Origin of the sequence: Catenulispora sp. EB89 (genome assembly GCF_041261445.1) — a bacterium.
Lineage (GTDB): Bacteria > Actinomycetota > Actinomycetes > Streptomycetales > Catenulisporaceae > Catenulispora.
Genome location: NZ_JBGCCU010000013.1, coordinates 140,051 through 164,247, shown reverse-complemented (window position 1 = coordinate 164,247; position 24,197 = coordinate 140,051). Strand labels below are relative to the sequence as shown.

The following is a 24,197-nucleotide window of genomic DNA, read 5'->3' as shown; positions in this document are numbered from 1 at the left end:
ACTCTCGGTCCATGAGCAGAAGCGCGCACCCCGCCGGGCCCCGCTACGCCGACGTCCTCCCCGAGGGCGGCCACGGCGCCGCCCCGGCGGACCTGAACCGGCTGGACCGGAAGATCTGGCCCGGCGGGGCGGCGCGCGACGCCGGCTCCGGCGCGCTGACGTTCGCCGGCGCCGACATCCGCGAGCTGGCGCGCGAGTTCGGCACGCCGGCGTACCTGGTCGACGAGGACGACTGGCGCCGCCGGGCCCGCGAGTGGGTCGAGGCGTTCGGCGCGGACGCCGACGTCTTCTACGCGGGCAAGTCCTTCCTCTCCGTCGCGATCGCCAAGTGGGCCGCCGAAGAGGGGCTGCATCTGGACGTCTGCTCCGGCGGCGAACTCGCGGTCGCGCTGCGCGCCGGCTTCCCCGCGCACCGCCTCGGCTTCCACGGCAACAACAAGTCCGTCGCCGAGCTGGAGCGTGCGGTGGACGCCGGGGTCGGCCGGATCATCGTCGACTCGCACGACGAGATAGAGCGGCTGGCCGCCATCGCCGCGGACCGCGGCGTCCGGCAGCGCGTCATGCTGCGCGTGACCGCCGGCGTCGAGGCGCACACCCACGAGTTCATCGCCACCGCGCACGAGGACCAGAAGTTCGGCTTCTCGCTGGCCGGCGGCGCGGCGGCCGAGGCCGTGGCGCGCATCCTGAAGCACGCCGACCACCTGGAGCTGACCGGTCTGCACTCGCACATCGGCAGCCAGATCTTCGACACCGCCGGCTTCGAGGTCGCCGCGCACCGGCTCACCGAGGCGCTGGCCGCCATCAAGCGCGAGCACGGCATCGAGCTGCCCGAGCTCGACCTCGGCGGCGGCCTGGGCATCGCCTACACCGAGGCCGACGACCCGGCGCCGGTGGCCGAGATCGCGCGGCGGCTCAAGGAGATCGTGGCGCGCGAGTGCGACGCCGCAGGGCTCGCGCATCCCCGGTTGTCCGTCGAGCCGGGCCGCGCCATCGCCGGTCCGCCCGGGATCACGCTCTACGAAGTCGGCACGGTCAAGCCGCTGCCCGGGCTGCGGACGTACGTCTCGGTGGACGGCGGGATGTCTGACAACATCCGCACCGCGCTCTACGACGCCGAGTACACGGTCGCGCTGGTCAACCGGGCCAGCCGGGCCGAGGCCGCGCTGACCCGCGTGGTCGGCAAGCACTGCGAGTCCGGCGACATCGTCGTGCGCGACGCCTGGCTGCCCGGCGACACCGCCCCCGGCGACCTGCTGGCGATCGCCGCGACCGGTGCCTACTGCCGGTCGATGGCCAGCAACTACAACCACGTGTTGAAGCCGCCGGTGATCGCGGTGAAGGACGGCGCGGCGCGCGTCATCGTGCGGCGCGAGACCGAGGACGACCTCTTGGGCCTTGACCTCGGCTGACGACCGTCCGGGGTCCCACATCCCGGACGACGGGTTGTCGAGGGATGGGATTCGGCAAGACTGGCAGGACTGACTGTGCCGCGCCCGCTGATGTGTGACGGCACCGACCGAGGCGATGGGGTTTGCGATGCGTACTGAGCCGCTGAAGGTGGCACTGCTGGGCTGTGGAGTAGTCGGCTCGGAAGTCGCGCGCCTGATGACGGCCAACGCCGCCGACCTGGCCGCGCGGGTCGGCGCCCCGCTGGAGCTGGTCGGGATCGCCGTGCGCCGGCCGAACCGGCAGCGCGAGGTGCCCGGGGTCGACCCGAAACTGTTCACCACGGACGCCGAGGCCCTGGTCAAACGGGACGACGTGGACCTGGTCATCGAGGTCATCGGCGGGATCGAGCCGTCCCGGGCGCTGATCCTGGCCGCGCTGGAGTCGGGAAAGTCTGTGGTGTCCGCCAACAAGGCGCTGCTCGCCGAGGACGGCTCGACGCTGTACCAGGCTGCTGAGAAACACGGCGCGGACCTGTACTACGAGGCCGCGGTGGCCGGCGCGATCCCGCTGGTCCGGCCGCTGCGCGAGTCGTTGGTCGGGGACCGGGTGCACCGCGTCCTGGGCATCGTGAACGGCACCACCAACTTCATCCTGGACCGGATGGACACCACCGGCGCCGGCTTCGCCGAGGCGCTGGAGGAGGCCACCGCGCTGGGCTACGCCGAGGCCGACCCGACCGCCGACGTCGAGGGCTTCGACGCCGCGGCCAAGGCCGCGATCCTGGCCGGGCTCGCCTTCCACACCCGGGTCACCGCCTCCGACGTGCACCGCGAGGGCATCACCGAGGTCACCTCCGCCGACATCGCCTCGGCCCGGGCGATGAACTCGGTGGTGAAGCTGCTGGCCATCTGCGAGGTGGACGCGGAGGCCGGCAAGGTCTCGGCGCGGGTGCACCCGGCGATGATCCCGCGCAGCCATCCGCTGGCCGGAGTGCGCGAGGCGTACAACGCGGTGTTCATCGAGTCCGAGGCGGCCGGACAGCTGATGTTCTACGGGCCCGGCGCCGGCGGCGCCCCGACCGCGTCGGCGGTGCTCGGCGACCTGGTGGCGATCGCGCGGAACAAGGTGACCGGATCGCGCGGGCCTGGGGAGTCGGCGTACGCCGGGCTCACGGTCCGGCCGGTCGGCGAGGCGCGGACCCGCTACCACATCAGCCTCGACGTGGACGACAAGCCGGGCGTCCTGTCGGCGGTGGCCGGTATCTTCGCAGAACAGGACGTATCGATCGCCACCGTGCGGCAGTCCGGCCGCGGGCTGGACGCGCAACTGGTGATCGTGACGCACCTGGCCCCGGACGCGGCCCTGACCGCGACCGTGGCCCGGCTGCGGGCGCTCGACTTCGTGCGTGACGTGTCCAGCGTCATGCGCGTGGAATCCGAATAATCCCTCCCCGTGAAATAGAGGAGCTGGCGGACATGGTTTGGCGAGGCGTCATCGAGGAGTACCGACAGTGGCTGCCGGTCGACGCCGGCACGCTCGTCATCACGCTGGGCGAGGGCGGCACGCCGCTGCTGCCGGCCCCGCGCCTGTCCGCGCTCACCGGCTGCGAGGTGTTCGTCAAGGTCGAGGGCATGAACCCGACCGGTTCCTTCAAGGACCGCGGCATGACCACCGCGATCTCGCTGGCCAAGCAGGCCGGGGCCGAGGCGGTGGTGTGCGCCTCGACCGGCAACACCAGCTCCTCGGCGGCCGCCTACGCGGTGCGCGGCGGGCTCAAGCCGGTGGTGCTGGTGCCGGCCGGCAAGATCGCGCTGGGCAAGCTGGCCCAGGCGCTGGCGCACGGCGCGACCCAGCTGCCGGTCGAGGGCAACTTCGACGACTGTCTCCGGCTGGCCCGCGAACTGGCCGCCAAGTACCCGGTCGCGCTGGTGAACTCGGTGAACCCGGTCCGGCTGCAGGGCCAGAAGACCGCCGCCTTCGAGGTCGTCGACGTGCTCGGCGACGCCCCTGACATCCACGCGCTGCCGGTCGGCAACGCCGGGAATATCTCCGCCTACTGGCTCGGTTATCAGGAGTACGCGAAGGAAGGTCAGGCCTCGCGCACTCCCCGGATGTTCGGCTTCCAAGCCGCCGGCGCAGCCCCGCTCGTGCACGGCGCGCCGGTCGAGTTCCCGGACACCATCGCCTCTGCGATCCGCATCGGCAACCCCGCGTCCTGGGACCTGGCGGTCGCCGCGCGCGAGGACTCCACCGGGGTCATCGAAGCGGTGACCGACGAGGAGATCCTGGCCGCGCACCGCGTGCTGTCGGCCGAGGAAGGCGTCTTCGTCGAGCCGGCGTCCGCCGCCGGTGTCGCCGGAATCCTCAAGATGGCCCGTGCGGGCCGGCTCGAGGCCGGCAAGCGGATCGTCGTCACGGTCACCGGACACGGCCTGAAGGACCCGGAGTGGGCGGTCAAGGCCGCCCCGCCGCTGCCCGCGGCCGTGCCCGCCGACGTGACGGCGGTGGCCGAGGCTCTCAGCCTCGCCTAAGGAATGTTCTGATACAGCTGAGCCTTCGATCTCTCAGCACGAACGGAGCACAATGCCGAGCCCTGTCTTCCGAGCCGCCCCGGTGCGCGTCCGCGTACCGGCCACCAGCGCGAACCTCGGACCCGGCTTCGACTCCCTGGGCCTGGCGCTCGGGCTGTACGACGAGGTGATGGTCCGGATAGCCGACTCCGGGCTGCGGGTGGACGTCGCCGGAGAGGGCGCCGACACGGTCGCCCGCGACGAGGGCCACCTCGTGGTGCGCGCCATGCGCGCCGCGTTCGACCGGCTCGGGGCCCGGCCGCCGGGCCTGGAGCTGGTCTGCGCCAACCGGATCCCGCACGCCCGGGGCCTGGGCTCCTCGGCGGCGGCGATCTGCGCCGGCATCGTCGCCGCGCGCGCCCTGACCGTCGGGGCGACGCTGTCCGACGAGGAGGTGCTCCAGCTGGCCACCGAGCTGGAGGGGCACCCCGACAACGTGGCGGCCTGCCTGCGCGGCGGCTTCACCATCGCCTGGTTGGACCAGGCGGGTGAAATCTCCGACGCTTCCGCGGCCGCCGCGCGGGCGCTGCGGGTGGACCCGGCGCCGGCCGTGCGGGCCGTCGCCTTCGTCCCGGACGAGGGCCTGTCGACCGAGGTCGCGCGGGGTCTGCTGCCCAAGCTCGTGCCGCACGCGGACGCCGCGCGGACGGCCGGCCGGGCCGCGCTGCTCACCGCCGCGCTCACCGCGGGCCGCGCCGACCTGCTGCTGGCCGCCACGCAGGACCATCTGCACCAGGGCTACCGCGCACCGGCGATGCCCGCTTCGGCGGAGCTGATCGCCGAGCTGCGCGCGGCCGGACACGCCGCGGTGGTCTCCGGGGCCGGCCCGACCGTTCTGGTTCTGACGACGGAAGACCAGGTCCAGGCGGTGATCGCGGCCGGCGGCAAGGCCGCGCCGGCCGGCTGGCAGGCCTTCGGCCTCGCCGTCGACCTCGCCGGTGCGGTATCCTTGACTTCGACCGAAGGCGCGGGGCGGGGAATGGATTCCGACAAGGGTTCAAACCCACGCCACGGGGGACTGTGATTCATAAGAGCAGCGCCCGCGTATGGTTTTCCTTGGGACGGCGCATCAATCCCTCGGCGTCCCGTTGACCACCACGAGGTGTTACTCTCCTGTCGAGCACCTACGTCTCCACTGGTGAGCGACAGCGCGACTCCCCTCCCTTGACGGGCACGACCGTCGTCGGCGGCGATTCGCGCGAGTGCGGTCTAGGTATCCCCGCGTGAAAGCTTCCGCGACTGACCTGTGTCGAACCTGTTCACACACCAGTCGCACGTGCGGGCACCTGCATCGCGGCTTTGGTTCTAAATTCAACACTGCTCAACACAACCAGCACCTGTCCCCGGCTCGCGGCGGAGTTCTCGCCCCGGAACCGGCGACCAGGAAGGATCGCTTCGTGAGCGACACCACGACTGAATCCCCCGCCACCGCCCCCGCCGGGCGTGCCGGCAAGGGGCTGTCCTCGATGCTGCTCCCCGAGCTTCAGGCTTACGCCGTGAGCTTGGGGATCACCGGTACCGCGCGGATGCGCAAGGGCCAGCTCGTCGAGGCAATTCAGGAGAAGAACGGCGGTGCCGGCAAGACCGAGCCCGCCGCCGCGGCTGCCCCCGCGCGGACCACCGCGCGCCGCACCCGCACCACCGCGGCCGCCGCCGAGAAGGCCCCCGCCGCGGAGCAGACCTCTGAGGTCCGCGCCGACATCCCCGAACAGCCGCAGCGCGAGCGGGTCGAGAAGGCCCCGGTCGAGACGGCGGCCCGGGCCGAGCGCACCGAGCGTGCCGACCGCACCGACCGCACCGACCGTACCGACCGCACTGAGCGGACCGACCGCGCCGCCAAGGCCGCCGAGAGCGCCGTGGCCACCGCGGAGGGTCAGGCCCCTGCGAGCGCCGGCACGGCCACCGCGACCGCGACCGCCGAGGCCGGCCCGGGTGCCGGCGACGGCGCCGGCGGCGACCAGCAGCGCAACCGGCGCGACCGGAACAACAACCGCCGGGACCGCGACCGCGGCCGTGGCGAGGGCTCCGGCGAGCGCTCCGGTGAGCGTCAGCAGGGCCAGGGTCAGGGCCAGGGCCAGGCCTCGGGCAACCAGAGCCAGGGCCAGAGCCAGGGCCAGAGCCAGAACCAGAACTCCGGCGGCGGCGGAGACGACTTCGACGACCGTCGCGGCGGCAACCGCCGGACCCGGGACCGCAACCGCAACCGCGAGGACCGGCAGCAGAACCGCCGCAACCGCGGCAACCGCAACGAGAGCGGCGGCGACGTCGACACCACGATCACCGACGACGACGTCCTGATCCCGGTCGGCGGCATCGTCGACATCCTGGACAACTACGCCTTCGTGCGGACCTCGGGCTACCTGCCCGGCCCGGACGACGTCTACGTCTCGCTGGCCATGGTCCGCAAGAACGGCCTGCGCAAGGGCGACGCCGTCACCGGCGTCATCCGCGCCCCGCAGGAGGGCGAGCGCCGCGAGAAGTTCAACGCCCTGGTGCGGCTGGACTCGATCAACGGCCTGGAGCCGGCCGCCTCCCGCCAGCGTCCGGAGTTCAACAAGCTCACGCCGCTGTACCCGCAGGACCGGCTCCGTCTGGAGACCGAGCCGCACATCCTGACCACGCGCATCATCGACATGATCGCGCCGATCGGCAAGGGCCAGCGCGGTCTGATCGTGGCCCCGCCGAAGACCGGCAAGACCATGATCATGCAGGCCATCGCCAACGCGATCACCCAGAACAACCCCGAGTGCCACCTGATGGTGGTGCTGGTGGACGAGCGGCCCGAAGAGGTCACCGACATGCAGCGCTCGGTGAAGGGCGAGGTCATCGCCTCGACCTTCGACCGGCCCGCCGACGACCACACCACGGTCGCCGAACTCGCCATCGAGCGCGCCAAGCGCCTGGTGGAGCTCGGCCACGACGTGATCATCCTGCTGGACTCGATCACCCGCCTGGGCCGCGCCTACAACACCAGCGCCCCGGCCTCCGGCCGCATCCTCACCGGCGGTATGGACAGCCAGGCGATGTACCCGCCGAAGAAGTTCTTCGGCGCGGCGCGCAACATCGAGAACGGCGGCTCGCTCACCATCCTGGCCACCGCCCTGGTGGAGACCGGCTCCCGCCTCGACGAGGTGATCTTCGAGGAGTTCAAGGGCACCGGCAACATGGAGCTGCGGCTGGACCGCAAGCTGGCCGACAAGCGCATCTTCCCGGCGGTCGACGTCGACCCGTCGAGCACCCGCAAGGAGGAGCTGCTGCTCGGCGCCGAGGAGCTCAGCATCGTCTGGAAGCTCCGCCGCGTCCTGCACGCGCTGGACCAGCAGCAGGCGATGGAGCTGCTGCTGGACCGGATGAAGAAGACCAAGTCGAACGCCGAGTTCCTGATGACCATCCAGAAGACCGCGGTGGGTCCGCAGGAGTAACGGTTTCAATCAGAAGTAAGTAAGGTGGCCGGGGTGACGATCACCCCGGCCACTCACCCGTACGGCCCTCATCCGTCCCAGATAGCCGACCTGTTCGTCCCCGAAGGCGCCGGCCCGTTCCCCGTCGTGGTCCTGATCCACGGCGGCTTCTGGCGGACCCCCTTCGACCGCGAACTGATGGAGCCGCTGGCCGAGGACCTGGCCGAGCGCGGGTTCGCCGCCTGGAACGTCGACTACCGCCGGGTCGGCGACGGTGGCGGCGGCGACGCCTGGCGCGTCACCCTGGACGACGTCGCGGCCTCGCTGGACCAGCTGGGTGCGCTGTCGGCGCAGTTCCCGCTGGACACCGACCGGACCGCGCTGGTCGGCCACTCGGCCGGCGGGCACCTGGCGCTGTGGCTGTCCTCGGAGTTCCAGGTCGCGGCCGCGGTCGCGCAGGCCGGCGTGTCGAACCTGTACGACGCCGCCAACGAGCGCCTGGGTGTCGGCTCCCCGCGCGAAGGCCTCGGCGTGCTGGACGTCCCGGCGACCGTGGAGTTCCTGGGCGGCACCCCCGACGAGGTGCCGGACCGCTACGCGGCCACCTCGCCCTCGGCGCTGCTGCCGCTGGAGACCCCGATCCTGCTGGTGCACGGCGACGAGGACGACCGGGTGCCGCTGTCCCAGTCCCGGAACTTCGCCGACGCCGCCCGGGAGGCCGGGGACGAGGTCGAGCTCGCCGAGTTCGCTCAGATGGGGCACTTCGAAGTGCTCGACCCGAAGCACGAGAGCTGGGGCCGGACCCTGGCGTTCCTGGAGCGCGTGCTCGGCCGGGTGGAATAAGCACCCCCCGCCTGCCGTTAGGATGGTTCGTCGGTCCCGGTTCACCCCAATCCCATGGAGACCCGGCGGCCCATCGACCTCAAGGAGCTCCAAATGAAGCCTGACATCCACCCGAGCTACCAGGTCACGACCGTGACCTGCGGCTGTGGCGCGACTTTCCAGACGCGCAGCACCGCCCCGAACGGCGTGATCCACGCCGAGGTGTGCTCGCAGTGCCACCCGTTCTACACCGGCAAGCAGAAGATCCTCGACACCGGCGGCCGCGTGGCGCGCTTCGAGGCTCGTTTCGGCAAGAAGGACGCCAGCAAGTAGCGCGTGCGGCGGCGTCGGTGCCGTGGACCCCTCGGGTCCCGGTCCGGCGCCGCCGTCGTTGTTTTTGTGTGGGCGGTTCGCTTCTAGTGAGGACGTGACATGTTCGAGGTCATCGACGACCTGCTCGCCGAGTACGCCGAGCTGGGGACGAGGCTGGCGGACCCGTCTGTCCACGCCGACCAGGACGTCGCGCGCAAGCTCGGCAAGCGCTACGCCGAGCTCGGTCCGATCGCCGAGACCTACCGGGAGTACCAGACGGTCGGCGAGGACATCTCCACCGCCGAGGAGCTGGCCACCGAGGACCCCGCCTTCGGCGAGGAGATCCCGGCGATGCAGGAGCGCCGCACCGAGCTGGAGGAGCGGCTGCAGAAGCTGCTGATCCCGCGCGACCCGATGGACGAGAAGAACGTCATCCTGGAGATCAAGGGCGGCGAGGGCGGGCAGGAGTCCATGCTCTTCGCCGGCGACCTGCTGCGGATGTACATGCGCTTCGCCGAGCGCCAGCACTGGAAGACCGAGATCCTGGAGTCGACCGAGTCCGACCTCGGCGGCTACAAGGACGTGCAGGTCGCGGTCAAGGGCCGGGTCAACGAGGCCGGCGAGGGCGTCTGGGCGCGGCTGAAGTACGAGGGCGGCGTGCACCGCGTGCAGCGCGTGCCGGTGACCGAGTCGCAGGGCCGGATCCACACCTCGGCGGCCGGCGTGCTGGTGCTGCCCGAGGCCGAGGACGTCGAGGTCGAGATCAACCCCAACGACCTGCGGATCGACGTCTTCCGCTCCTCCGGGCCCGGCGGGCAGTCGGTCAACACCACCGACTCGGCGGTGCGCATCACGCACCTGCCGACCGGCGTGGTGGTGAGCTGCCAGAACGAGAAGTCGCAGCTGCAGAACAAGGAGTCCGCGATGCGGATCCTGCGGGCCCGGCTGCTGGCAGTCGCCCAGGAGGAGGCCGACAAGGAGGCCTCGGACGCGCGCAAGTCGCAGATCCGGACCATGGACCGCTCCGAGCGGATCCGCACCTACAACTTCCCGGAGAACCGCATCAGCGACCACCGGGTCGGCTACAAGTCGTACAACCTGGACCAGGTGCTCGACGGCGATCTGGACGCGGTCATCCAGGCCTGCGTCGACGCGGACACCGCCGCGAAGCTCGCGGCCGGGGGGAACTGAGGCGGCGGGAGACCGGTGAGCGATTCCACTCCGGTGACAAGCGATTCCACTCCGGTGGCACAGGATGCGGCCGGCGGCGGGAACGGCGCTGCGGGCGGCTCTACGGGCGGCTCCGCGGGCGGCGCGGCGGGCGGCGCGCCCGCCGAGGCCAAGGGCTCGTCGCTGCTGCGCGCCGAGATCGCGCAGGCGTCCCTGCGGCTGGCCGAGGCCGGCGTCGGGTCGCCCCGGCACGACGCCGAGGAACTGGCGGCGTGGGTGCACGGCGTGCGCCGGACCGAGCTGCACCGCGTTCCCGACCACGACTTCGACGCGCGGTACTGGGAGGTCATCGCCCGCCGCGCGAACCGTGAACCGCTGCAGCACATCACCGGCGCCGCGTACTTCCGCTACCTGGAGCTCGCGGTCGGCCCGGGGGTCTTCGTCCCGCGGCCGGAGACCGAGGTGATGGTCGGCTGGGCCATCGACAAGCTGCGCGCGCTGGACGTCGCGGAGCCGCTGATCGTCGACCTCTGCACGGGATCCGGCGCCATCGCGCTGTCGATAGCGCAGGAAGTCCCGCGCGCCCGCGTGCACGCCGTGGAGCTCTCCGACGACGCCTACACCTGGGCCGCGCGCAACATCGCGGCGTCGGAGGCCGGGGAGCGCGTGACGCTGCACCTGGCGGACGCGGTGACGGCGCTGCCGGAGCTGGACGGCCGGGTGGACGTGGTGGTGTCGAATCCGCCGTACATCCCGCTGACCGAGTGGGAGTACGTCGCACCCGAAGCCCGCGACCACGATCCGGAGCTGGCGCTGTTCTCCGGGCCCGACGGCCTGGACCTGATCAGGGGCCTGGAGCGCACCGCGCAGCGGCTGCTGAAGCCCGGCGGCTGGGCCGCTTTCGAGCATTCGGACAAGCAGGGCGGCGAGGTGCAGCGCATCTTCCTGGAGGAGCGCGGCTGGGCCGAGGCGTCGGATCACCGGGACCTGACGAACCGGCCGCGGTTCGTGACGGCTCGTAAGGGCTGAGGGCGGGGCTGAGGGCGGGGCTGAGGGCAGGGCTGAGGGCGGCGCTGGGCGCGAGGCCGGCGGCGGGGCCGGGCACAAGGCCGGGCATGAGGCCGCGGGCCGGGTCGGGGGCGCTCGCGGAGCGTTCCGACCGCGCACCCCGCGCACTGCGGAACGGCCAGTAGACTCACGCCCCATGAGCCGCCGTTTCGACTGCACCGACCCCGAGCAGCGCAAGACCGGACTGCGGGAGGCGGCCAGCGCCGTCCGGCGCGGGGAGCTGGTCGTGCTGCCGACCGACACGCTGTACGGCATCGGCGCGGACGCGTTCACCAACTGGGCCGTCCGCGCGATGCTGGAGGCCAAGGGCCGAGGGCCGGCGATGCCGAGCCCGGTGCTGGTCCCCTCCCCGGCGACCCTGCACGGCCTGGTGGCCGGCATGCCCTCGGTCGGCTGGGAACTGGTCGACGCCTTCTGGCCCGGCGGCCTGACCCTCGTGGCGATGCACCAGCCGACCCTCACCTGGGACCTCGGCGAGACCCGGGGCACGGTCGCGGTCCGCATGCCCCTGCACCCGGTGGCGATCGAGCTCCTGACCGAGACCGGCCCGATGGCGGTCTCCAGCGCCAACAAGTCCGGCATGGCACCCGCCCGCACCGCGATCGACGCCCAGGACCAACTCGGCGACGCGGTCTCGGTGTACCTCGACGCGGGCCGCGTCGGCGACGAAGGCGGCGCCAGCTCCATCGTGGACGTCACCGGCACCGCGCCGGTGTTGCTGCGCGAGGGCACCCTCACCTTCGACCAACTCCTCGAAGTCGCCCCGACGCTCACCCGCGCCGAGTAACCTGCGGCCGGTCGACCAGTCCGACGGCCGAAGGCGCTGGGAGGAGCAGGGTGGGGAATCAGGGAACGGTCAGCGGCGGGGCCGACGGGGCCGAGGACGAGATAGGCGGCGCGGCGAGGGATGCCGCCACTGCCGCCCCGACAGCCGCCGCCGACTCCGGAGCCGCCGGCGATGCTCGGATGACCGCCGCGCCGGCCGCCGATGCCGGTGCTGAGCCCGCTGCTGCCGGTGCCCGGATGACTGATCAGGCGAGCGGGCCTGCTGAGCCGGCCGAGCACCAACTCGCCGAGCACCAACTCGCCGAGCGCCAACCCGCCGAGCGCCAACCCGGCGAGCACCAAGCCGCCGAGCGCCAACCCGGCGAGCACCAACCCGCCGAGCGCCAACCCGGCGAGCACCAACCCGCCGAGTACCAAGCCGCCGAGCGCCAACTCGCCGAGCGCCAACTCGCCGAGCGCCAACCCGGCGAGTACCAAGCCGCCGAGCGCCAACCCGGCGAGCACCAAGCCGCCGAGGATCCGCCCGCCATCTGCATCCCCCGCCAGCGCCGCCCCCTCCGCGACGCTGTCAACCCGGCCCGCGCGGTCAGCGCCCTCCGCCGCCACCACCCGGTCACCCTCGTCCTGATCGCGGCGACCACCCTCGCCTACGCGGCCCTGGCCTTTCAGCGCCGCTGGATCGCCGACGACGGCATGATCGCGGTCCGCACCGTGCGCCAGATCCTCGCCGGCAACGGCCCGCTCTACTCGCCGTATGAGCGTGCCGAGACGGACACCTCGACCCTCTGGACCGTGCTGCTCACCATCGGCGGCGGCCTCAGCGGGGTCGACGTCGCGCGCGTCGCCGTCTACACCGGCTTGCTGTGTGCCGTCGGGGGAGTGCTCGCGGCGCTGTTCGCCACCGCGCGCTTCCATGCGCGCCTCAGTGGGAAGTCGCGGCAGCTGCTCGTTCCGGGCGGTGCGTTGGTGCTCCTCGGCGTCTCGCCGTTCTGGGACTACGCGACCTCCGGGCTGGAGACCGGCCTCGAGATCCTGTGGCTGGGCCTGTGCTGGCTGGTGTTGGTCGTCTGGTGCGCGGAGTCGCCCGACACGAAGCGGCAGTGCGCCGTGGCGTTCCTGATAGGCCTGGCACCGCTGGTGCGCCCCGAATTCGGGCTCATGGAAGCGGTCTTCGGTGTCGCGGCGTGGTTCCTCATACGGCCCGGAAAGCGGCGCACCCTTCTGCTTTTCGTTACGGCGCAAGCCCTGCCGCTGATTACAGAGATCCTGCGCGCGGGCTACTACGGCGAACTCGTCCCGCTCCCGGCGCTCGCGAAGTCCGCCAGCGGCTCGCAATGGAACCGTGGCTGGCGCTATGTCGAGGAAACGCTAAAGGGTTACTTCCTCTGGATTCCGTTGGCGATCCTGCTTATAGCCGCCACCGCTCATCTCATGAAGAAGAGCGCACTGAAGACCCGCACCACCACAATCCTGCTGGCGACACCGGTCGTCGCCGGTCTGCTGCTCGGCCTTTATGTCATCAAGGTCGGCGGTGACTTCATGCACGCGCGCATGGTTCTCCCCGTTCTCTTCCTCCTCGTCCTGCCGGTGCTGCTGGTCCCCGTGAACGCGGTCCTGGTCCCGGCCGTCACGGCGACCGCGGTCTGGGCCGCCTACTGCGGCTCCACCTACTCCGTCCACTTCTACGACCAGAAGCACGCCGTCGCCGAGGACGAGCGCCTCGGCTACCAGCAGTGGACCGGACGGCCCAATCCCGACACCTCGGCGGCATACACCGCCAAGGAACTGGGCATCGGCGAGTCGATTGCGTCCTGGACCGCGCACGGCGACCGGGTCCTGACGTCGGAGGGCGGGGTGGACATCCCGCTCAATCCGGACCTGCCGTTCCCCTTCGCCGTGGCCGCCGGGCGGCTCGGGGCGGCCGGCGCCGAGACACCGCTGCGGGACGAGGTCGTCGACACGCTCGGGCTGGCGAACCCGCTCGGCGCGCATCTGACGGTCACCGCGCCCGGCCGGCCCGGTCACGAGAAGGAGCTGCCGTGGGCCTGGATCCTCGCCGACTACGGCGATCCGGCGGTCGTCGACCACCAGGCGGTGGTCGGCGGGGTGCCCCCCGAACAGGTCAGTGCCGCGCGGCACGCCATGAGCTGCGGCGCGCTGAAGGAGCTGCTGGATTCGACCAGACAGCCCATGACCCTCGGCCGCTTCTGGAGCAACCTCACCGGCTCGCCGGGCCGGACGGCCCTGGTCGTCCCGGCCGATCCGTTCGCGGCGGAAAAGAAGTTCTGCGGATGACCCTTCCTGTTCCACAGTTGTGACGCACCGCCTGCCGGTAGTCGGCGTAGGGTTGTCTCGCAACACCGCTCACACCCATCACGGGGCGACTTACGGGGCGACCGTCTCCCGTCCCTGACTGTCCTTGTCCGGCCCAGCAGTACAGAGAGAAGCGGAGAGGATCCCTGTGGCGGAGTGCCTGCTTGCCATGACGGTGGCACTGGCGGTGACCCTCCTCCTCGGTGGCCCGATCCGGTCGTTGGCCGTCCGGCTGGGGCTGGTGCCGGTCATCCGCGAGCGGGACGTGCACGAGACCCCGAAGCCGCGGGTCGGCGGTCTGGCGATGTTCATCGGGCTGGCCGCGGCGCTGACCGTGGCCGGGCACTTCCCGATGCTCAAGCGCGACGTCTACATGGAGACCAACACCATTCAGGCCCTGTTGTGGGGCGCGTTCCTGGTGGTGGTGCTGGGCCTGGTGGACGACAAGTTCGAGCTGGACCCGCTGACCAAGTTCGCCGGTCAGATCTTCGCCGCCTCGGTGATGGTGGTGAAGGGCATCCAGATCAGCTGGCTGGTGATCCCCGGCATCGGCATCGTCGCGGTGGACCCGACGCTGTCCATCGTGCTGTCGGTGTTCCTGGTGCTGGTGCTGATGAACGCGGTGAACTTCGTCGACGGCCTGGACGGCCTGGCCGCCGGCATCACCGCGATCGCGGGCCTGTCGTCGTTCGCCTACTGCTACCGGCTGGCCATCAGCTACAAGCTCACCGGCGCCACCGCCCCGGCGCTGATCGCGATCGTCACCGTCGGGATCTGCCTGGGCTTCCTGGCCCACAACTGGCACCCGGCCCGGATGTTCATGGGCGACACCGGCTCGATGCTGCTGGGCATGCTGCTGGCCGCCACCTCGATCACCGTCATGGGCGGCATCGACCCCTACCAGCTCGGCGAGCAGGTCGGCGTCGCGGTCAACCAGACCAGCTCGGTGCACAAGCTGGTCCCGGCCTACCTGCCGCTGATCATGCCGATCTCGGTCACCCTGCTGCCGATCGCCGACATGGTGATGGCGGTCGTGCGGCGCACCAAGGCCGGGATGTCGCCGCTGGCCGCGGACAAGGGCCACCTGCACCACCGGATGCTGCAGATCGGCCACTCCAAGCGCCGCGCCGTGCTCATCATGTACTTCTGGTCGGCACTGGTGGCCTTCGTGACCGTGCTGTTCGCGGTCACGCCGTCCCGGCAGCCGGTCGTCTACATCGCCATCGGCATGACGCTGGTGGGGCTGGTGATGCTGCTGGGACCGCGGCTCGGCGACCACCGCGAGCGGCTGCGGAAGAAGGCCCTGCGGGTCGGCGCCTCGCCCACGGCGCGGCACCGCGCGGGCGCGGGCGGTAACAGTGCGCCGGTGTCGGGGGGCGCGGCCGGGCAGGCCGTCAACGCCCCCGCCAACCCGTACGCCGACCCGCACACCAACCCGCACACCACCGCGACCGTCAACGGCACCGTCAACGGCACGGTCACCGCCGCGGTCGAGGGCATCGCCTCGCAGGGCCCGGCGATCGCCGAGGCGGGCCCGAGCATCCCCGCCATAGCGACGTCGTCCGAGAACGGCAACCAGCACCGCACTCTGTCACGTTGATCACACCTGGCGTTCGCGGCGTGTCCACCGGGCATACGTTCTCCCAGCTGAAGAAGTACGCACTCTGACGGAGCCGGACCGGAAAAACACAGGTCGAGGCCGCACCGAAAACCGGTTCGTGCGTAGAACGCGAGCTTGTGATAGCTTTCACGAACAAGGGGATGAGGGGTTGTGAGAAGACCGAACCGCCCCCGTAACCTGAAACCGACACGACGCGGTGCCGGACCCCGGCAGCGCGCGACCTACAAGACTTCTTGAGGGAAGCCATGCAGGCCATTGACGCCCGATTGTTGCGCGGAGCAGCGGTACCGACCGCTGTCGCCGGCGCGATCGCCGTCGTGCTCTGCACCGTGCTGGTCGGCAGCAAGGGTCTGATCGGAGCGCTGCTCGGCAGCGTGATCGTGCTGGCCTTCTTCTCGGTGACGATCATCGTCATCAGCAAGGTCGCCCAGAAGCAGCCGGAGATGCTGCTCGGGTACGCGATGCTCACCTACCTCGGCAAGGTCGTCTTCCTGGCCGTGCTGATGATCGCGTTCAAGCACACCACGCTGTTCCACTTCCGGTCCTTCGGGTTCACCATTCTGGGTCTGACCCTGGTGTGGCTTGCCGCCGAGACCCGCGCGGTGCTGAAGACGAAGATCTTCTACGCGGACCCGTCCGCGATCCCGGACTCGCTCAAGCCCGCGGCGCCCAAGCGCCCCGAGAGCACCGCCGAGTCCGAACCGTCGCCTGTCGGCGGCCGGTAAGCACAATGACCGCCCATAAACCGGCCCGTCGGCCGGAGCTGACACCTATCCTGCCCACGGTTCGGAATCGAACGGGGCTGTGTCGCGAGCCGCACCTCAGGCCTCGCCTGCACTCTGTCCGGACCCGCACCTGGTCCGATAACGAGTTCCTAACGCATTCCAGCGTGCCGCTCACGCCTTCTCAGCTGGGTTTCAGGGAAGGTCATCTCTCCTGCTATCGTCCGAGGCGGCATGAGCAGCATGAGCAGTACACACAAGACGAAAACCCCCACCGGGAAGCCGGAGAAGAAGGTCGATCCGGCCTCCATCACGGGCTACCTGTTGGCGGGCATGGTCGTCTACGGCGGCCTCGGCTGGCTGATCGACAAGTGGGCCGGTACCTCCGACGTGTTCACACCGATCGGGGTGATCTTCGGGCTCGCCGCGGGCCTGTTCCTCACCTTCCGGCAGGTGTCGGTGTTGGAGAGGCAGGAACGCGAGGCGCTGCTCCGCAAGCGGCGCGCCCTGGCCGGCACCGAGGACCCGCCGGAGCGGCACGACGCGCACGACCCGCAGGACCAGAACGACCCGCACGACCGATAGCCACGACACATCCAGTGCCGATCGCGCGCCCGGGGGCGACCCGGACGCGCCGACACCTGAAGGTTGCCGTCACGATGAGCCAGTCTGGATACACACGATGAGCCTTAGCCTTGCCGCTGGCGTGGGCGCGCTGCGCACGGACAGCAGCTGTCACCTGTTCGGGAGCAACGGCTGTGGCTTCAGCCACGATGCCCCCGGGTCGGAGGACTTCGACTTCTCCAACCGCCCGTGGTTCCACATCGGGTCCTACGGCGTCACCAAGCCGGTGGTTCTGGTGGTCCTGATCGCGGTCGTGATGATCGCGTTCTTCTGGGCGGCCTTCAACAAGCCGAAGATGGTGCCGCGCGGCATCCAGAACATCGGCGAGGTCGCCTACCTGTTCGTCCGCGACCGCATGGCGCGCGACTCCATGGGCAAGCAGGGCGACAAGTACGTGCCGTTCCTGTTCTCGCTGTTCTTCTTCGTCTGGCTGATGAACGTCATGTCGTTCGTCCCGGGCATCCAGTTCCCGGTGAGCTCGGTCTACGCGTTCCCGCTGGCGCTGGCGATCATGGTCTGGCTGACCTACATGTACGCCGGCTTCCGGCGGCACGGCCTGGGCTACTTCCGGGTCCTCGGCGTCCCGAGCGGGGTGCCGCTGGGCATCCTGGTCATCCTGACCCCGATCGAGCTGCTGTCGAACATCTTCATCCGGCCGTTCACCCTGGGCATCCGGCTGTTCGCGAACATGTTCGCCGGCCACCTGCTGGTCGCGACGTTCGCCGCCGGCGCCTGGTACATGTTCAGCGTCAAGGGGATCATCTTCTCCGGCGCGTCGTTCACCATGGCCATCGTGATGACCGCCTTCGAGCTGTTCATCCAGGCCCTGCAGGCCTACATCTTCGTGATGCTGACCGCGAGCTACCTCGCCGGCGCACTCGAGGAAGCGCACTAGTACCACACAGGTACTACGCATACGGGCGCTCCCTTGGTTCCCTCGGGGAGCGCGGTGCAAGACCACAACTCAAGATCCCGCATCACCTATAAGCGACCGGTTGGCACAGTGCCCGCCGGCCAACCAGAAGGAAAACGAGAGACATGAGCGCTGCTCTGACCACCCTCGCCGCGGACTCGACCACCACCATCAAGGGCCTGGGCTACATCGGGTACGGTCTGTCGGCCATCGGCCCGGGTATCGGCGTCGGCCTGATCTTCGGCAACGGCGTGCAGGCCATGGCCCGCCAGCCCGAGGCCGCCGGCATGATCCGCACCAACATGTTCATCGGCTTCGCGCTGACCGAGGCGCTGGCCCTGCTGGGCTTCATCGCCCCGTTCGTGCTGAACAAGTAGAGCGCCGTCCCGAGCCCCTACGGACCTAGGGAAGGTAGGAAATGACTAGTCCCACGGTTCTCGCTGACTTCAACCCGATTGTGCCCAAGGGCGACGAGCTCGTCATCGGCAGCATCGCGTTCCTGATCATCTTCGTGATCTTCTGGAAGAAGCTTCTTCCGAGCATCAAGAAGACTCTGGATGAGCGTACCGACGCCATCGAGGGCGGCATGCAGCGTGCCGAGGAGGCCCAGGCGGCCGCCGCGGCGCTGCAGGAGGAGTACCAGCGCAACCTGACCGAGGCGCGCCACGAGGCGGCCAAGATCACCCAGCACGCCCGCGAACAGGGCGCTGAGATCGTGGCGCAGATGCGGGCCGACGGTACCGAGCAGCGCGACAACCTGGTCGCCGGCGGGCGAGCCCAGCTCGACGCCGACGCCGCGGCGACCCGCGCCGCGCTCAAGGGCGACCTGGGCACGCTGGCCATCCAGCTGGCGAGCAAGATCGTCGGCGAGTCGCTGGAGGACGAGGCCCGTCAGCGCGGCACCGTCGACCGGTTCCTGGCCGAGCTCGAAGCCAAGGCCGATGCCCAGGCCACCGCGAAGGCGGGTGCCTGATGCAGGGCGCCAGCCGCGACGCGTTCGCGGCCGGGGCCGATCGGCTCGACGCGCTGACCGGCACGCCCGGCGCTGACGTCACCGGCATCGCCGACGACCTGTCGGCCGTGGCGGTGGCCTTCGGCAGGGACGCCTCGCTGCGCCGCATGCTCACCGACCCGGCCCGGCCGGCGGCGCTGCGCGCGGACATCGTGACCTCGCTGCTGGCCGGCAAGATCAGCGCCGACGCCGCCGCCCTGGTGGCGGGCCTGGTGCGGTCCCGCTGGAGCGCCCCGCGCGACCTGGCCGACGCGGTCGCGGACCTGGCGGTCCGCGCCGACCTGGCGGTCGCCGAGCGCGACGGGAAGCTGGACGAGGTCGAGGACGAGCTGTTCCGGCTCGGCCGGCTGCTGGACTCCAACGGCGACCTGGCGCTGGCCCTGGCCGACGGCCGGGTGCCGGCGGACAAGCGGGTCGCGCTGGTGGACGGGCTGCTGGCGGGCAAGGTGGACCCGACCACCTACCGCCTGGTGGGCCGGCTGGTGGCCAACCCGCGCGGCCGGTCGATCAGCGCCGGCCTGACCGAGATCGGCAAGGAGGCGGCCGCGCGCCGCGAGCGGCTGATCGCCTACGTGACCGCGGCCGTCCCGATGACCGAGCAGCAGCGCGACCGCCTCGGGGCGGTGCTCAAGCGCATGTACGGGAAGCAGGTCCACCTCAACGTGGATCTGGACCCCGAGGTGCTCGGCGGGCTGTCGGTGCGGATCGGCGACGAGGTCATCGACGGCACCGTGGCGACCCGGCTGGCCCGGGCCCAGCGGCAGCTGGCCGGCTGAGCGCGAGCCGACACGGCGGCGCTCGGCGTCAAGGCTTAGCGTCGTACAAGAAGACACAGAGCAGTACCCACACGAAACGACCTGCGGGTGGTGGCGGCGGGCGGAACTCCGGCACACGGTGCCGGGCCCGCCGTTGCCCGGCCCGGATGAATCTAGGAGAGCAGGAATACTCATGACGGAGCTCACGATCCGTCCGGAGGAGATCCGGGACGCGTTGGAGCGCTTTGTCGACTCCTACAAGGCGCCCGAGGCGTCTAAGGACGAAGTCGGCACGGTGACCGAGATCGGTGACGGCATCGCCAAGGTCGAGGGCCTGCCCTCGGCCATGACCAACGAGCTGCTGAAGTTCGAGGACGGCACCCTGGGCATCGCCCTGAACCTGGACGTCCGCGAGATCGGCGTCGTGGTCCTGGGCGACTACGAAGGTATCGAGGAGGGGCAGCGGGTCGCCCGTACCGGCGAGATCCTGTCCACCCCGGTCGGTGACAAGTTCATGGGCCGGGTGGTGAACCCGTTGGGTGAGCCGATCGACGGTCTGGGTCCGATCGAGGCTGAGGGCACGCGGATCCTGGAGCTGCAGGCGCCTGGTGTCATGGCTCGGCAGTCGGTGAAGGAGCCGTTGCAGACCGGTATCAAGGCCATCGACTCGATGACCCCGATCGGTCGTGGCCAGCGTCAGCTGATCATCGGTGACCGGCAGACCGGCAAGACCGCGGTGGCTGTGGACACGATCATCAACCAGAAGCAGAACTGGGCGTCGGGCGATCCGAAGAAGCAGGTCCGCTGCATCTATGTGGCCATCGGGCAGAAGGGTTCCACCATCGCGGCCGTGAAGGGCGCGTTGGAGGAGGCCGGTGCGATGGAGTACACGACGATCGTGGCTTCTCCGGCTTCGGACCCGGCGGGTTTCAAGTACCTGGCGCCGTACACCGGTTCGGCCATCGGCCAGCACTGGATGTATGACGGCAAGCACGTCCTGATCGTTTTCGACGACCTGACCAAGCAGGCTGAGGCCTACCGGTCGATGTCGCTGCTGCTGCGTCGTCCGCCGGGGCGCGAGGCCTACCCGGGTGACGTGTTCTATCTGCACTCGCGTCTGCTGGAGCGTTGCGCGAAGCTGTCCGATGACATGGGTGCCGGTTCCATGACCGGTCTGCCGGTGATCGAGACCAAGGCGAACGACATCTCGGCGTTCATTCCGACCAACGTCATCTCGATCACCGACGGTCAGTGCTTCTTCGAGACCGACTTGTTCAACTCCGGTGTGCGTCCGGCGATCAACGTGGGTACCTCGGTGTCCCGGGTCGGTGGTTCGGCGCAGGTGCGGGCGATGCGTTCGGTGTCCGGTTCGCTGCGTGTGGATCTGGCGCAGTTCCGTGACCTGGAGGCGTTCGCTGCTTTCGCCTCGGACCTGGACGACGCCTCCAAGGCCCAGCTGTCCCGCGGCCAGCGGATGGTCGAGCTGCTCAAGCAGGGCCAGTACGAGCCGTATCCGGTGGAGGAGCAGGTGGCCTCGATCTGGATCGGCACCTCGGGCTCCATCGACGACGTGCCGGTGGCCGATGTGCGCCGCTTCGAGAAGGAGTTCATCTCCTTCCTGAAGACCGACCACGCCGGCGTGCTGGCCACGATCCGCGAGACCGGTCAGCTCTCCGACGACACCGTGACGGCGTTCAAGGACGGCGTCGCGCAGTTCAAGCGCGGCTTCGAGCTCGGCGACGGCACACTGCTGGCCGACCAGGGCAAGGCCGACGCGATGGACGAGGACAACGTCGGCCAGGCCACGATCACCAAGCACAAGGCCTCCTGATCGTGACCGAGACTCTCGTGCACGACCGGATTCGGGAAGGGGTGAACTGACATGGCAGGCCAGCTCCGGGTATACCGGCGCCGGATCGCCTCGGTGAAGGCGACCAAGCAGATCACCCGGGCCCAGGAACTGATCGCCACCGCCCGCATCGTGAAGGCGCAGCAGAAGGTCGCCGCCTCCACGCCGTACGCGGAGGAGATCACGCGCGCCGTCTCGGCGGTCGCCTCGCGCTCCAACGCCGCGCACGCGCTGACCACCGAGCGCGAGCCGAAGGCCGGCATCCGGCCCAAGGCCGCCGTCCTGGTGGTCACCAGCGACCGCGGGTTCTGCGGCGGCTACAACACCAACGTCCTGAAGGAAGCCGAGCAGCTGATGCAGTTGCTGCGCGAGCAGGGCAAGGAGCCGGTCCGCTACGTGGTGGGCCGCAAGGGCGTGTCGTACAACTCCTTCCGCGAGCGGTCGATGGCCGGCACGTGGGTCGGGTTCTCCGACAACCCCGCGTACACCGACGCCCGCGCGGTCGCCGACGAGGTGATCGCGGCGTTCGTCGCCGAGGACGGGATAGACGAGATCCACCTGGTCTCGACCCGGTTCATCTCGATGCTGTCGCAGCAGCCGACCACGGTGCGGATCCTGCCGCTGCAGTACGAGGAGACCACCGAGCCCCCGGCCGGCGGGGTGTTCCCGCTGTACGAGTTCGAGCCGTCCCCGGAGCGGGTGCTGGACGCGCTGCTGCCGCAGTACGTGCGGGCGCGGGTCTACAACGCCATGCTCCAGTCGGCCGCCTCCGAGCACGCGGCCCGGCGCCGCGCGATGAAGTCCGCGACCGACAACGCCTCGGACCTCATCGACAACCTCACCCGGCTGGCGAACGCGGCCCGGCAGGCCGACATCACCCAGGAAATCAGCGAAATCGTGGGCGGCGCGAACGCGCTGGCCGACGCGAATGTGGGAAGTGACTGAAATGACTGCGACCACAGAGACCGCGACGAAGGCCGTCGGCCGCGTCGCGCGCATCATCGGCCCGGTCGTCGACGTGGAGTTCCCCGTCGACGGCATGCCCGAACTGCAGAACGCCCTCACCATCGACTACCCGTTCCTCGGTGAGACCCGCCGGCTGACCCTCGAGGTCGCCCAGCACATCGGCGACGGCATGGTCCGCGCCATCGCGCTGAAGCCGACCGACGGCCTGGTCCGCGGCGCCGAGGTGGTCAACACCGACGGCCCGATCACCGTCCCGGTGGGCGACGTCACCAAGGGCCACGTCTTCGACGTGACCGGCGAGGTGCTGAACCTCAAGGAGGGCGAGGAGTTCCACGCCGAGACGCGCTGGGGCATCCACCGCAAGGCGCCGTCCTTCGACCAGCTGGACTCCAAGACCGAGATGTTCACCACCGGCATCAAGGTCGTCGACCTGCTGACGCCCTACGTGAACGGCGGCAAGATCGGCCTGTTCGGCGGCGCCGGCGTCGGCAAGACGGTGCTGATCCAGGAGCTGATCTACCGCGTCGCGGAGAACTTCGGCGGCGTGTCGGTGTTCGCCGGCGTCGGCGAGCGCACGCGTGAGGGCAACGACCTGATCGCGGAGATGACCGAGACCGGCGTCATCGAGAAGACCGCGCTGGTCTACGGCCAGATGGACGAGCCCCCGGGCACCCGTCTGCGCGTCGCCCTGTCCGCCCTGACGATGGCGGAGTACTTCCGCGACGTGCAGAAGCAGGACGTGCTGCTGTTCATCGACAACATCTTCCGGTTCACCCAGGCCGGTTCCGAGGTGTCGACCCTGCTCGGCCGCATGCCCTCCGCGGTGGGCTACCAGCCGACCCTGGCCGACGAGATGGGCCAGCTGCAGGAGCGCATCACCTCGACCAAGGGCCACTCGATCACCTCGGTCCAGGCGATCTACGTCCCCGCGGACGACATCACCGACCCGGCCCCGCACACCACCTTCACCCACCTGGACGCGACGACGGTGCTCAGCCGTCCGATCACCCAGAAGGGCATCTACCCCGCGGTGGACCCGCTGGACTCCACCTCGCGCATCCTGGACCCGCGGTACATCTCCGCGGCCCACTACGAGTGCGCGACGCGGATCAAGGCGATCCTGCAGAAGTACAAGGACCTGCAGGACATCATCGCGATCCTCGGCATCGACGAGCTCTCCGAGGAAGACAAGATCACCGTGCAGCGCGCGCGGCGCATCGAGCGCTTCCTGTCGCAGAACACCTTCGTGGCGAAGATCTTCACCGGCATCGACGGCTCGTTCGTCCCGCTGGACGAGACCATCGCGGCCTTCACCGCGATCGCCGACGGCAAGTACGACCACGTGCCGGAGCAGGCGTTCTTCATGTGCGGCGGCATCGAGGACCTGGAGAAGAAGGCCAAGGAGCTGGAGCGGGCATGAGCGAGTCGCACGCCGGCGCCCGCCGGTTGAACGTCTCGTTGGTGGCGGCCGACCGCAAGGTGTGGCAGGGCACGGCCGACATGGTCATCGCCCGCACCACCGAGGGCGACACCGGCGTGCTGCCGGGCCACCAGCCCATCCTGTCCATCCTGGCCCCCTCCGTGGTGACGATCCGCGGCACCGAGGAGGGCACCATGGAGGTCGTCGTCTCCGGCGGCTTCCTGTCGGTGGCGCGCGACGACGTGTCGGTCCTGGCCGAGAGCGTCCTGCTCCCGTCCGAGATCGACCTGGCGAGCGCCCGCGACCTGGCGGCCACGGCCCGCGCGGCCGAGGACGCGGCAGGCGACGACACCGCGGCCCGCGAGCAGGCCCAGGCCGAACTGCGCTTCGCCGAAGCCCAACTCCGGGTCCTCGGCGACGCCTCTGTCGGCGCGGGCACGGCACACTAAGGGCCCTGAGGTACACGTAGATGCAGCCGGGACTC

General features: G+C 70.2%; 22 protein-coding genes. All 22 read left to right on the top strand.

The annotated features are described in order from the left end of the window. Positions 1-11 precede the first annotated feature (11 nt). On the top strand, positions 12-1,409 hold the full coding sequence (gene lysA, locus ABH920_RS26600; protein WP_370351847.1) for a diaminopimelate decarboxylase: 1,398 nt from the start codon (positions 12-14) through the stop codon (positions 1,407-1,409). A gap of 127 nt (positions 1,410-1,536) precedes the next feature. Continuing rightward, on the top strand, positions 1,537-2,832 hold the full coding sequence (locus ABH920_RS26595) for a homoserine dehydrogenase (protein ID WP_370351846.1): 1,296 nt from the start codon (positions 1,537-1,539) through the stop codon (positions 2,830-2,832). A gap of 32 nt (positions 2,833-2,864) precedes the next feature. Next, positions 2,865-3,920, top strand: a complete 1,056-nt coding sequence (gene thrC / locus ABH920_RS26590; protein ID WP_370351845.1) for a threonine synthase — start codon at positions 2,865-2,867, stop codon at positions 3,918-3,920. Between the two features lie 52 nt (positions 3,921-3,972). Beyond that, the gene (thrB, locus tag ABH920_RS26585) at positions 3,973-4,983 is read left to right on the top strand and encodes a homoserine kinase (protein WP_370351844.1); all 1,011 of its coding nucleotides are present in this window, start codon (positions 3,973-3,975) and stop codon (positions 4,981-4,983) included. A 373-nt stretch (positions 4,984-5,356) separates the two neighbouring features. Further along, complete coding sequence (rho, locus tag ABH920_RS26580) at positions 5,357-7,381, top strand: transcription termination factor Rho (RefSeq protein ID WP_370351843.1); 2,025 nt, start codon at positions 5,357-5,359, stop codon at positions 7,379-7,381. Positions 7,382-7,414: 33 nt separating this feature from the next. Next, positions 7,415-8,203: an alpha/beta hydrolase family protein gene (locus ABH920_RS26575; RefSeq protein ID WP_370351842.1), complete on the top strand. Its 789-nt coding sequence runs from the start codon at positions 7,415-7,417 to the stop codon at positions 8,201-8,203. A 93-nt stretch (positions 8,204-8,296) separates the two neighbouring features. After that, positions 8,297-8,515 (top strand): 50S ribosomal protein L31, encoded by a 219-nt coding sequence (gene rpmE / locus ABH920_RS26570; protein ID WP_194909381.1) that lies wholly within the window; start codon positions 8,297-8,299, stop codon positions 8,513-8,515. A gap of 99 nt (positions 8,516-8,614) precedes the next feature. Then, positions 8,615-9,685 (top strand): peptide chain release factor 1, encoded by a 1,071-nt coding sequence (gene prfA / locus ABH920_RS26565; RefSeq protein WP_370351841.1) that lies wholly within the window; start codon positions 8,615-8,617, stop codon positions 9,683-9,685. A gap of 162 nt (positions 9,686-9,847) precedes the next feature. Continuing rightward, complete coding sequence (gene prmC, locus ABH920_RS26560; RefSeq protein WP_370351975.1) at positions 9,848-10,693, top strand: peptide chain release factor N(5)-glutamine methyltransferase; 846 nt, start codon at positions 9,848-9,850, stop codon at positions 10,691-10,693. 175 nt (positions 10,694-10,868) lie between these two features. Further along, entirely contained in the window at positions 10,869-11,519 is a 651-nt protein-coding gene (locus tag ABH920_RS26555; RefSeq protein ID WP_370351840.1) for an L-threonylcarbamoyladenylate synthase, read from the top strand. Between the two features lie 50 nt (positions 11,520-11,569). Continuing rightward, complete coding sequence (locus ABH920_RS26550; protein WP_370351839.1) at positions 11,570-13,813, top strand: hypothetical protein; 2,244 nt, start codon at positions 11,570-11,572, stop codon at positions 13,811-13,813. Positions 13,814-14,000: 187 nt separating this feature from the next. Beyond that, positions 14,001-15,431, top strand: a complete 1,431-nt coding sequence (locus tag ABH920_RS26545) for an MraY family glycosyltransferase (RefSeq protein WP_370351838.1) — start codon at positions 14,001-14,003, stop codon at positions 15,429-15,431. Positions 15,432-15,697: 266 nt separating this feature from the next. Next, positions 15,698-16,177 carry a hypothetical protein gene (locus ABH920_RS26540; protein WP_370351837.1) on the top strand — a complete coding sequence of 160 codons (480 nt, stop codon included), beginning with the start codon at positions 15,698-15,700 and terminating at the stop codon, positions 16,175-16,177. 231 nt (positions 16,178-16,408) lie between these two features. Then, the gene (locus tag ABH920_RS26535) at positions 16,409-16,759 is read left to right on the top strand and encodes an AtpZ/AtpI family protein (RefSeq protein WP_370351836.1); all 351 of its coding nucleotides are present in this window, start codon (positions 16,409-16,411) and stop codon (positions 16,757-16,759) included. A gap of 97 nt (positions 16,760-16,856) precedes the next feature. Beyond that, positions 16,857-17,693, top strand: a complete 837-nt coding sequence (gene atpB / locus ABH920_RS26530) for a F0F1 ATP synthase subunit A (protein WP_370351835.1) — start codon at positions 16,857-16,859, stop codon at positions 17,691-17,693. Between the two features lie 143 nt (positions 17,694-17,836). Continuing rightward, positions 17,837-18,088: an ATP synthase F0 subunit C gene (gene atpE, locus ABH920_RS26525; protein WP_370351834.1), complete on the top strand. Its 252-nt coding sequence runs from the start codon at positions 17,837-17,839 to the stop codon at positions 18,086-18,088. 41 nt (positions 18,089-18,129) lie between these two features. Further along, positions 18,130-18,684, top strand: coding sequence for a F0F1 ATP synthase subunit B (locus ABH920_RS26520; RefSeq protein WP_370351833.1), 555 nt, complete (start codon positions 18,130-18,132; stop codon positions 18,682-18,684). Then, positions 18,684-19,499: a F0F1 ATP synthase subunit delta gene (locus tag ABH920_RS26515; RefSeq protein ID WP_370351832.1), complete on the top strand. Its 816-nt coding sequence runs from the start codon at positions 18,684-18,686 to the stop codon at positions 19,497-19,499. The genes ABH920_RS26520 and ABH920_RS26515 overlap by 1 nt, the downstream gene beginning before the upstream one ends. A gap of 172 nt (positions 19,500-19,671) precedes the next feature. After that, complete coding sequence (gene atpA, locus ABH920_RS26510) at positions 19,672-21,309, top strand: F0F1 ATP synthase subunit alpha (protein ID WP_370351831.1); 1,638 nt, start codon at positions 19,672-19,674, stop codon at positions 21,307-21,309. 51 nt (positions 21,310-21,360) lie between these two features. After that, a complete protein-coding gene (locus ABH920_RS26505) occupies positions 21,361-22,272 on the top strand; it encodes a F0F1 ATP synthase subunit gamma (RefSeq protein ID WP_370351830.1) in 912 nt (303 codons plus the stop codon). Position 22,273: 1 nt separating this feature from the next. Further along, entirely contained in the window at positions 22,274-23,713 is a 1,440-nt protein-coding gene (gene atpD / locus ABH920_RS26500; protein WP_370351829.1) for a F0F1 ATP synthase subunit beta, read from the top strand. Then, complete coding sequence (locus tag ABH920_RS26495) at positions 23,710-24,162, top strand: F0F1 ATP synthase subunit epsilon (RefSeq protein WP_370351828.1); 453 nt, start codon at positions 23,710-23,712, stop codon at positions 24,160-24,162. The genes atpD and ABH920_RS26495 overlap by 4 nt, the downstream gene beginning before the upstream one ends. Positions 24,163-24,197 lie beyond the last annotated feature (35 nt).

Coding starts and splice junctions, on each gene's coding strand:
- atpE (WP_370351834.1), top strand. CDS start 17,837: ATGAGCGCTGCTCTGACCACCCTCGCCGCGGACTCGACCACCACCATC.
- thrB (WP_370351844.1), top strand. CDS start 3,973: ATGCCGAGCCCTGTCTTCCGAGCCGCCCCGGTGCGCGTCCGCGTACCG.
- atpD (WP_370351829.1), top strand. CDS start 22,274: ATGACTGCGACCACAGAGACCGCGACGAAGGCCGTCGGCCGCGTCGCG.
- ABH920_RS26495 (WP_370351828.1), top strand. CDS start 23,710: ATGAGCGAGTCGCACGCCGGCGCCCGCCGGTTGAACGTCTCGTTGGTG.
- rpmE (WP_194909381.1), top strand. CDS start 8,297: ATGAAGCCTGACATCCACCCGAGCTACCAGGTCACGACCGTGACCTGC.
- ABH920_RS26515 (WP_370351832.1), top strand. CDS start 18,684: ATGCAGGGCGCCAGCCGCGACGCGTTCGCGGCCGGGGCCGATCGGCTC.
- ABH920_RS26545 (WP_370351838.1), top strand. CDS start 14,001: ATGACGGTGGCACTGGCGGTGACCCTCCTCCTCGGTGGCCCGATCCGG.
- atpA (WP_370351831.1), top strand. CDS start 19,672: ATGACGGAGCTCACGATCCGTCCGGAGGAGATCCGGGACGCGTTGGAG.
- ABH920_RS26555 (WP_370351840.1), top strand. CDS start 10,869: ATGAGCCGCCGTTTCGACTGCACCGACCCCGAGCAGCGCAAGACCGGA.
- ABH920_RS26520 (WP_370351833.1), top strand. CDS start 18,130: ATGACTAGTCCCACGGTTCTCGCTGACTTCAACCCGATTGTGCCCAAG.
- lysA (WP_370351847.1), top strand. CDS start 12: ATGAGCAGAAGCGCGCACCCCGCCGGGCCCCGCTACGCCGACGTCCTC.
- thrC (WP_370351845.1), top strand. CDS start 2,865: ATGGTTTGGCGAGGCGTCATCGAGGAGTACCGACAGTGGCTGCCGGTC.
- ABH920_RS26540 (WP_370351837.1), top strand. CDS start 15,698: ATGCAGGCCATTGACGCCCGATTGTTGCGCGGAGCAGCGGTACCGACC.
- prfA (WP_370351841.1), top strand. CDS start 8,615: ATGTTCGAGGTCATCGACGACCTGCTCGCCGAGTACGCCGAGCTGGGG.
- ABH920_RS26595 (WP_370351846.1), top strand. CDS start 1,537: ATGCGTACTGAGCCGCTGAAGGTGGCACTGCTGGGCTGTGGAGTAGTC.
- atpB (WP_370351835.1), top strand. CDS start 16,857: ATGAGCCTTAGCCTTGCCGCTGGCGTGGGCGCGCTGCGCACGGACAGC.
- ABH920_RS26505 (WP_370351830.1), top strand. CDS start 21,361: ATGGCAGGCCAGCTCCGGGTATACCGGCGCCGGATCGCCTCGGTGAAG.
- ABH920_RS26535 (WP_370351836.1), top strand. CDS start 16,409: ATGAGCAGCATGAGCAGTACACACAAGACGAAAACCCCCACCGGGAAG.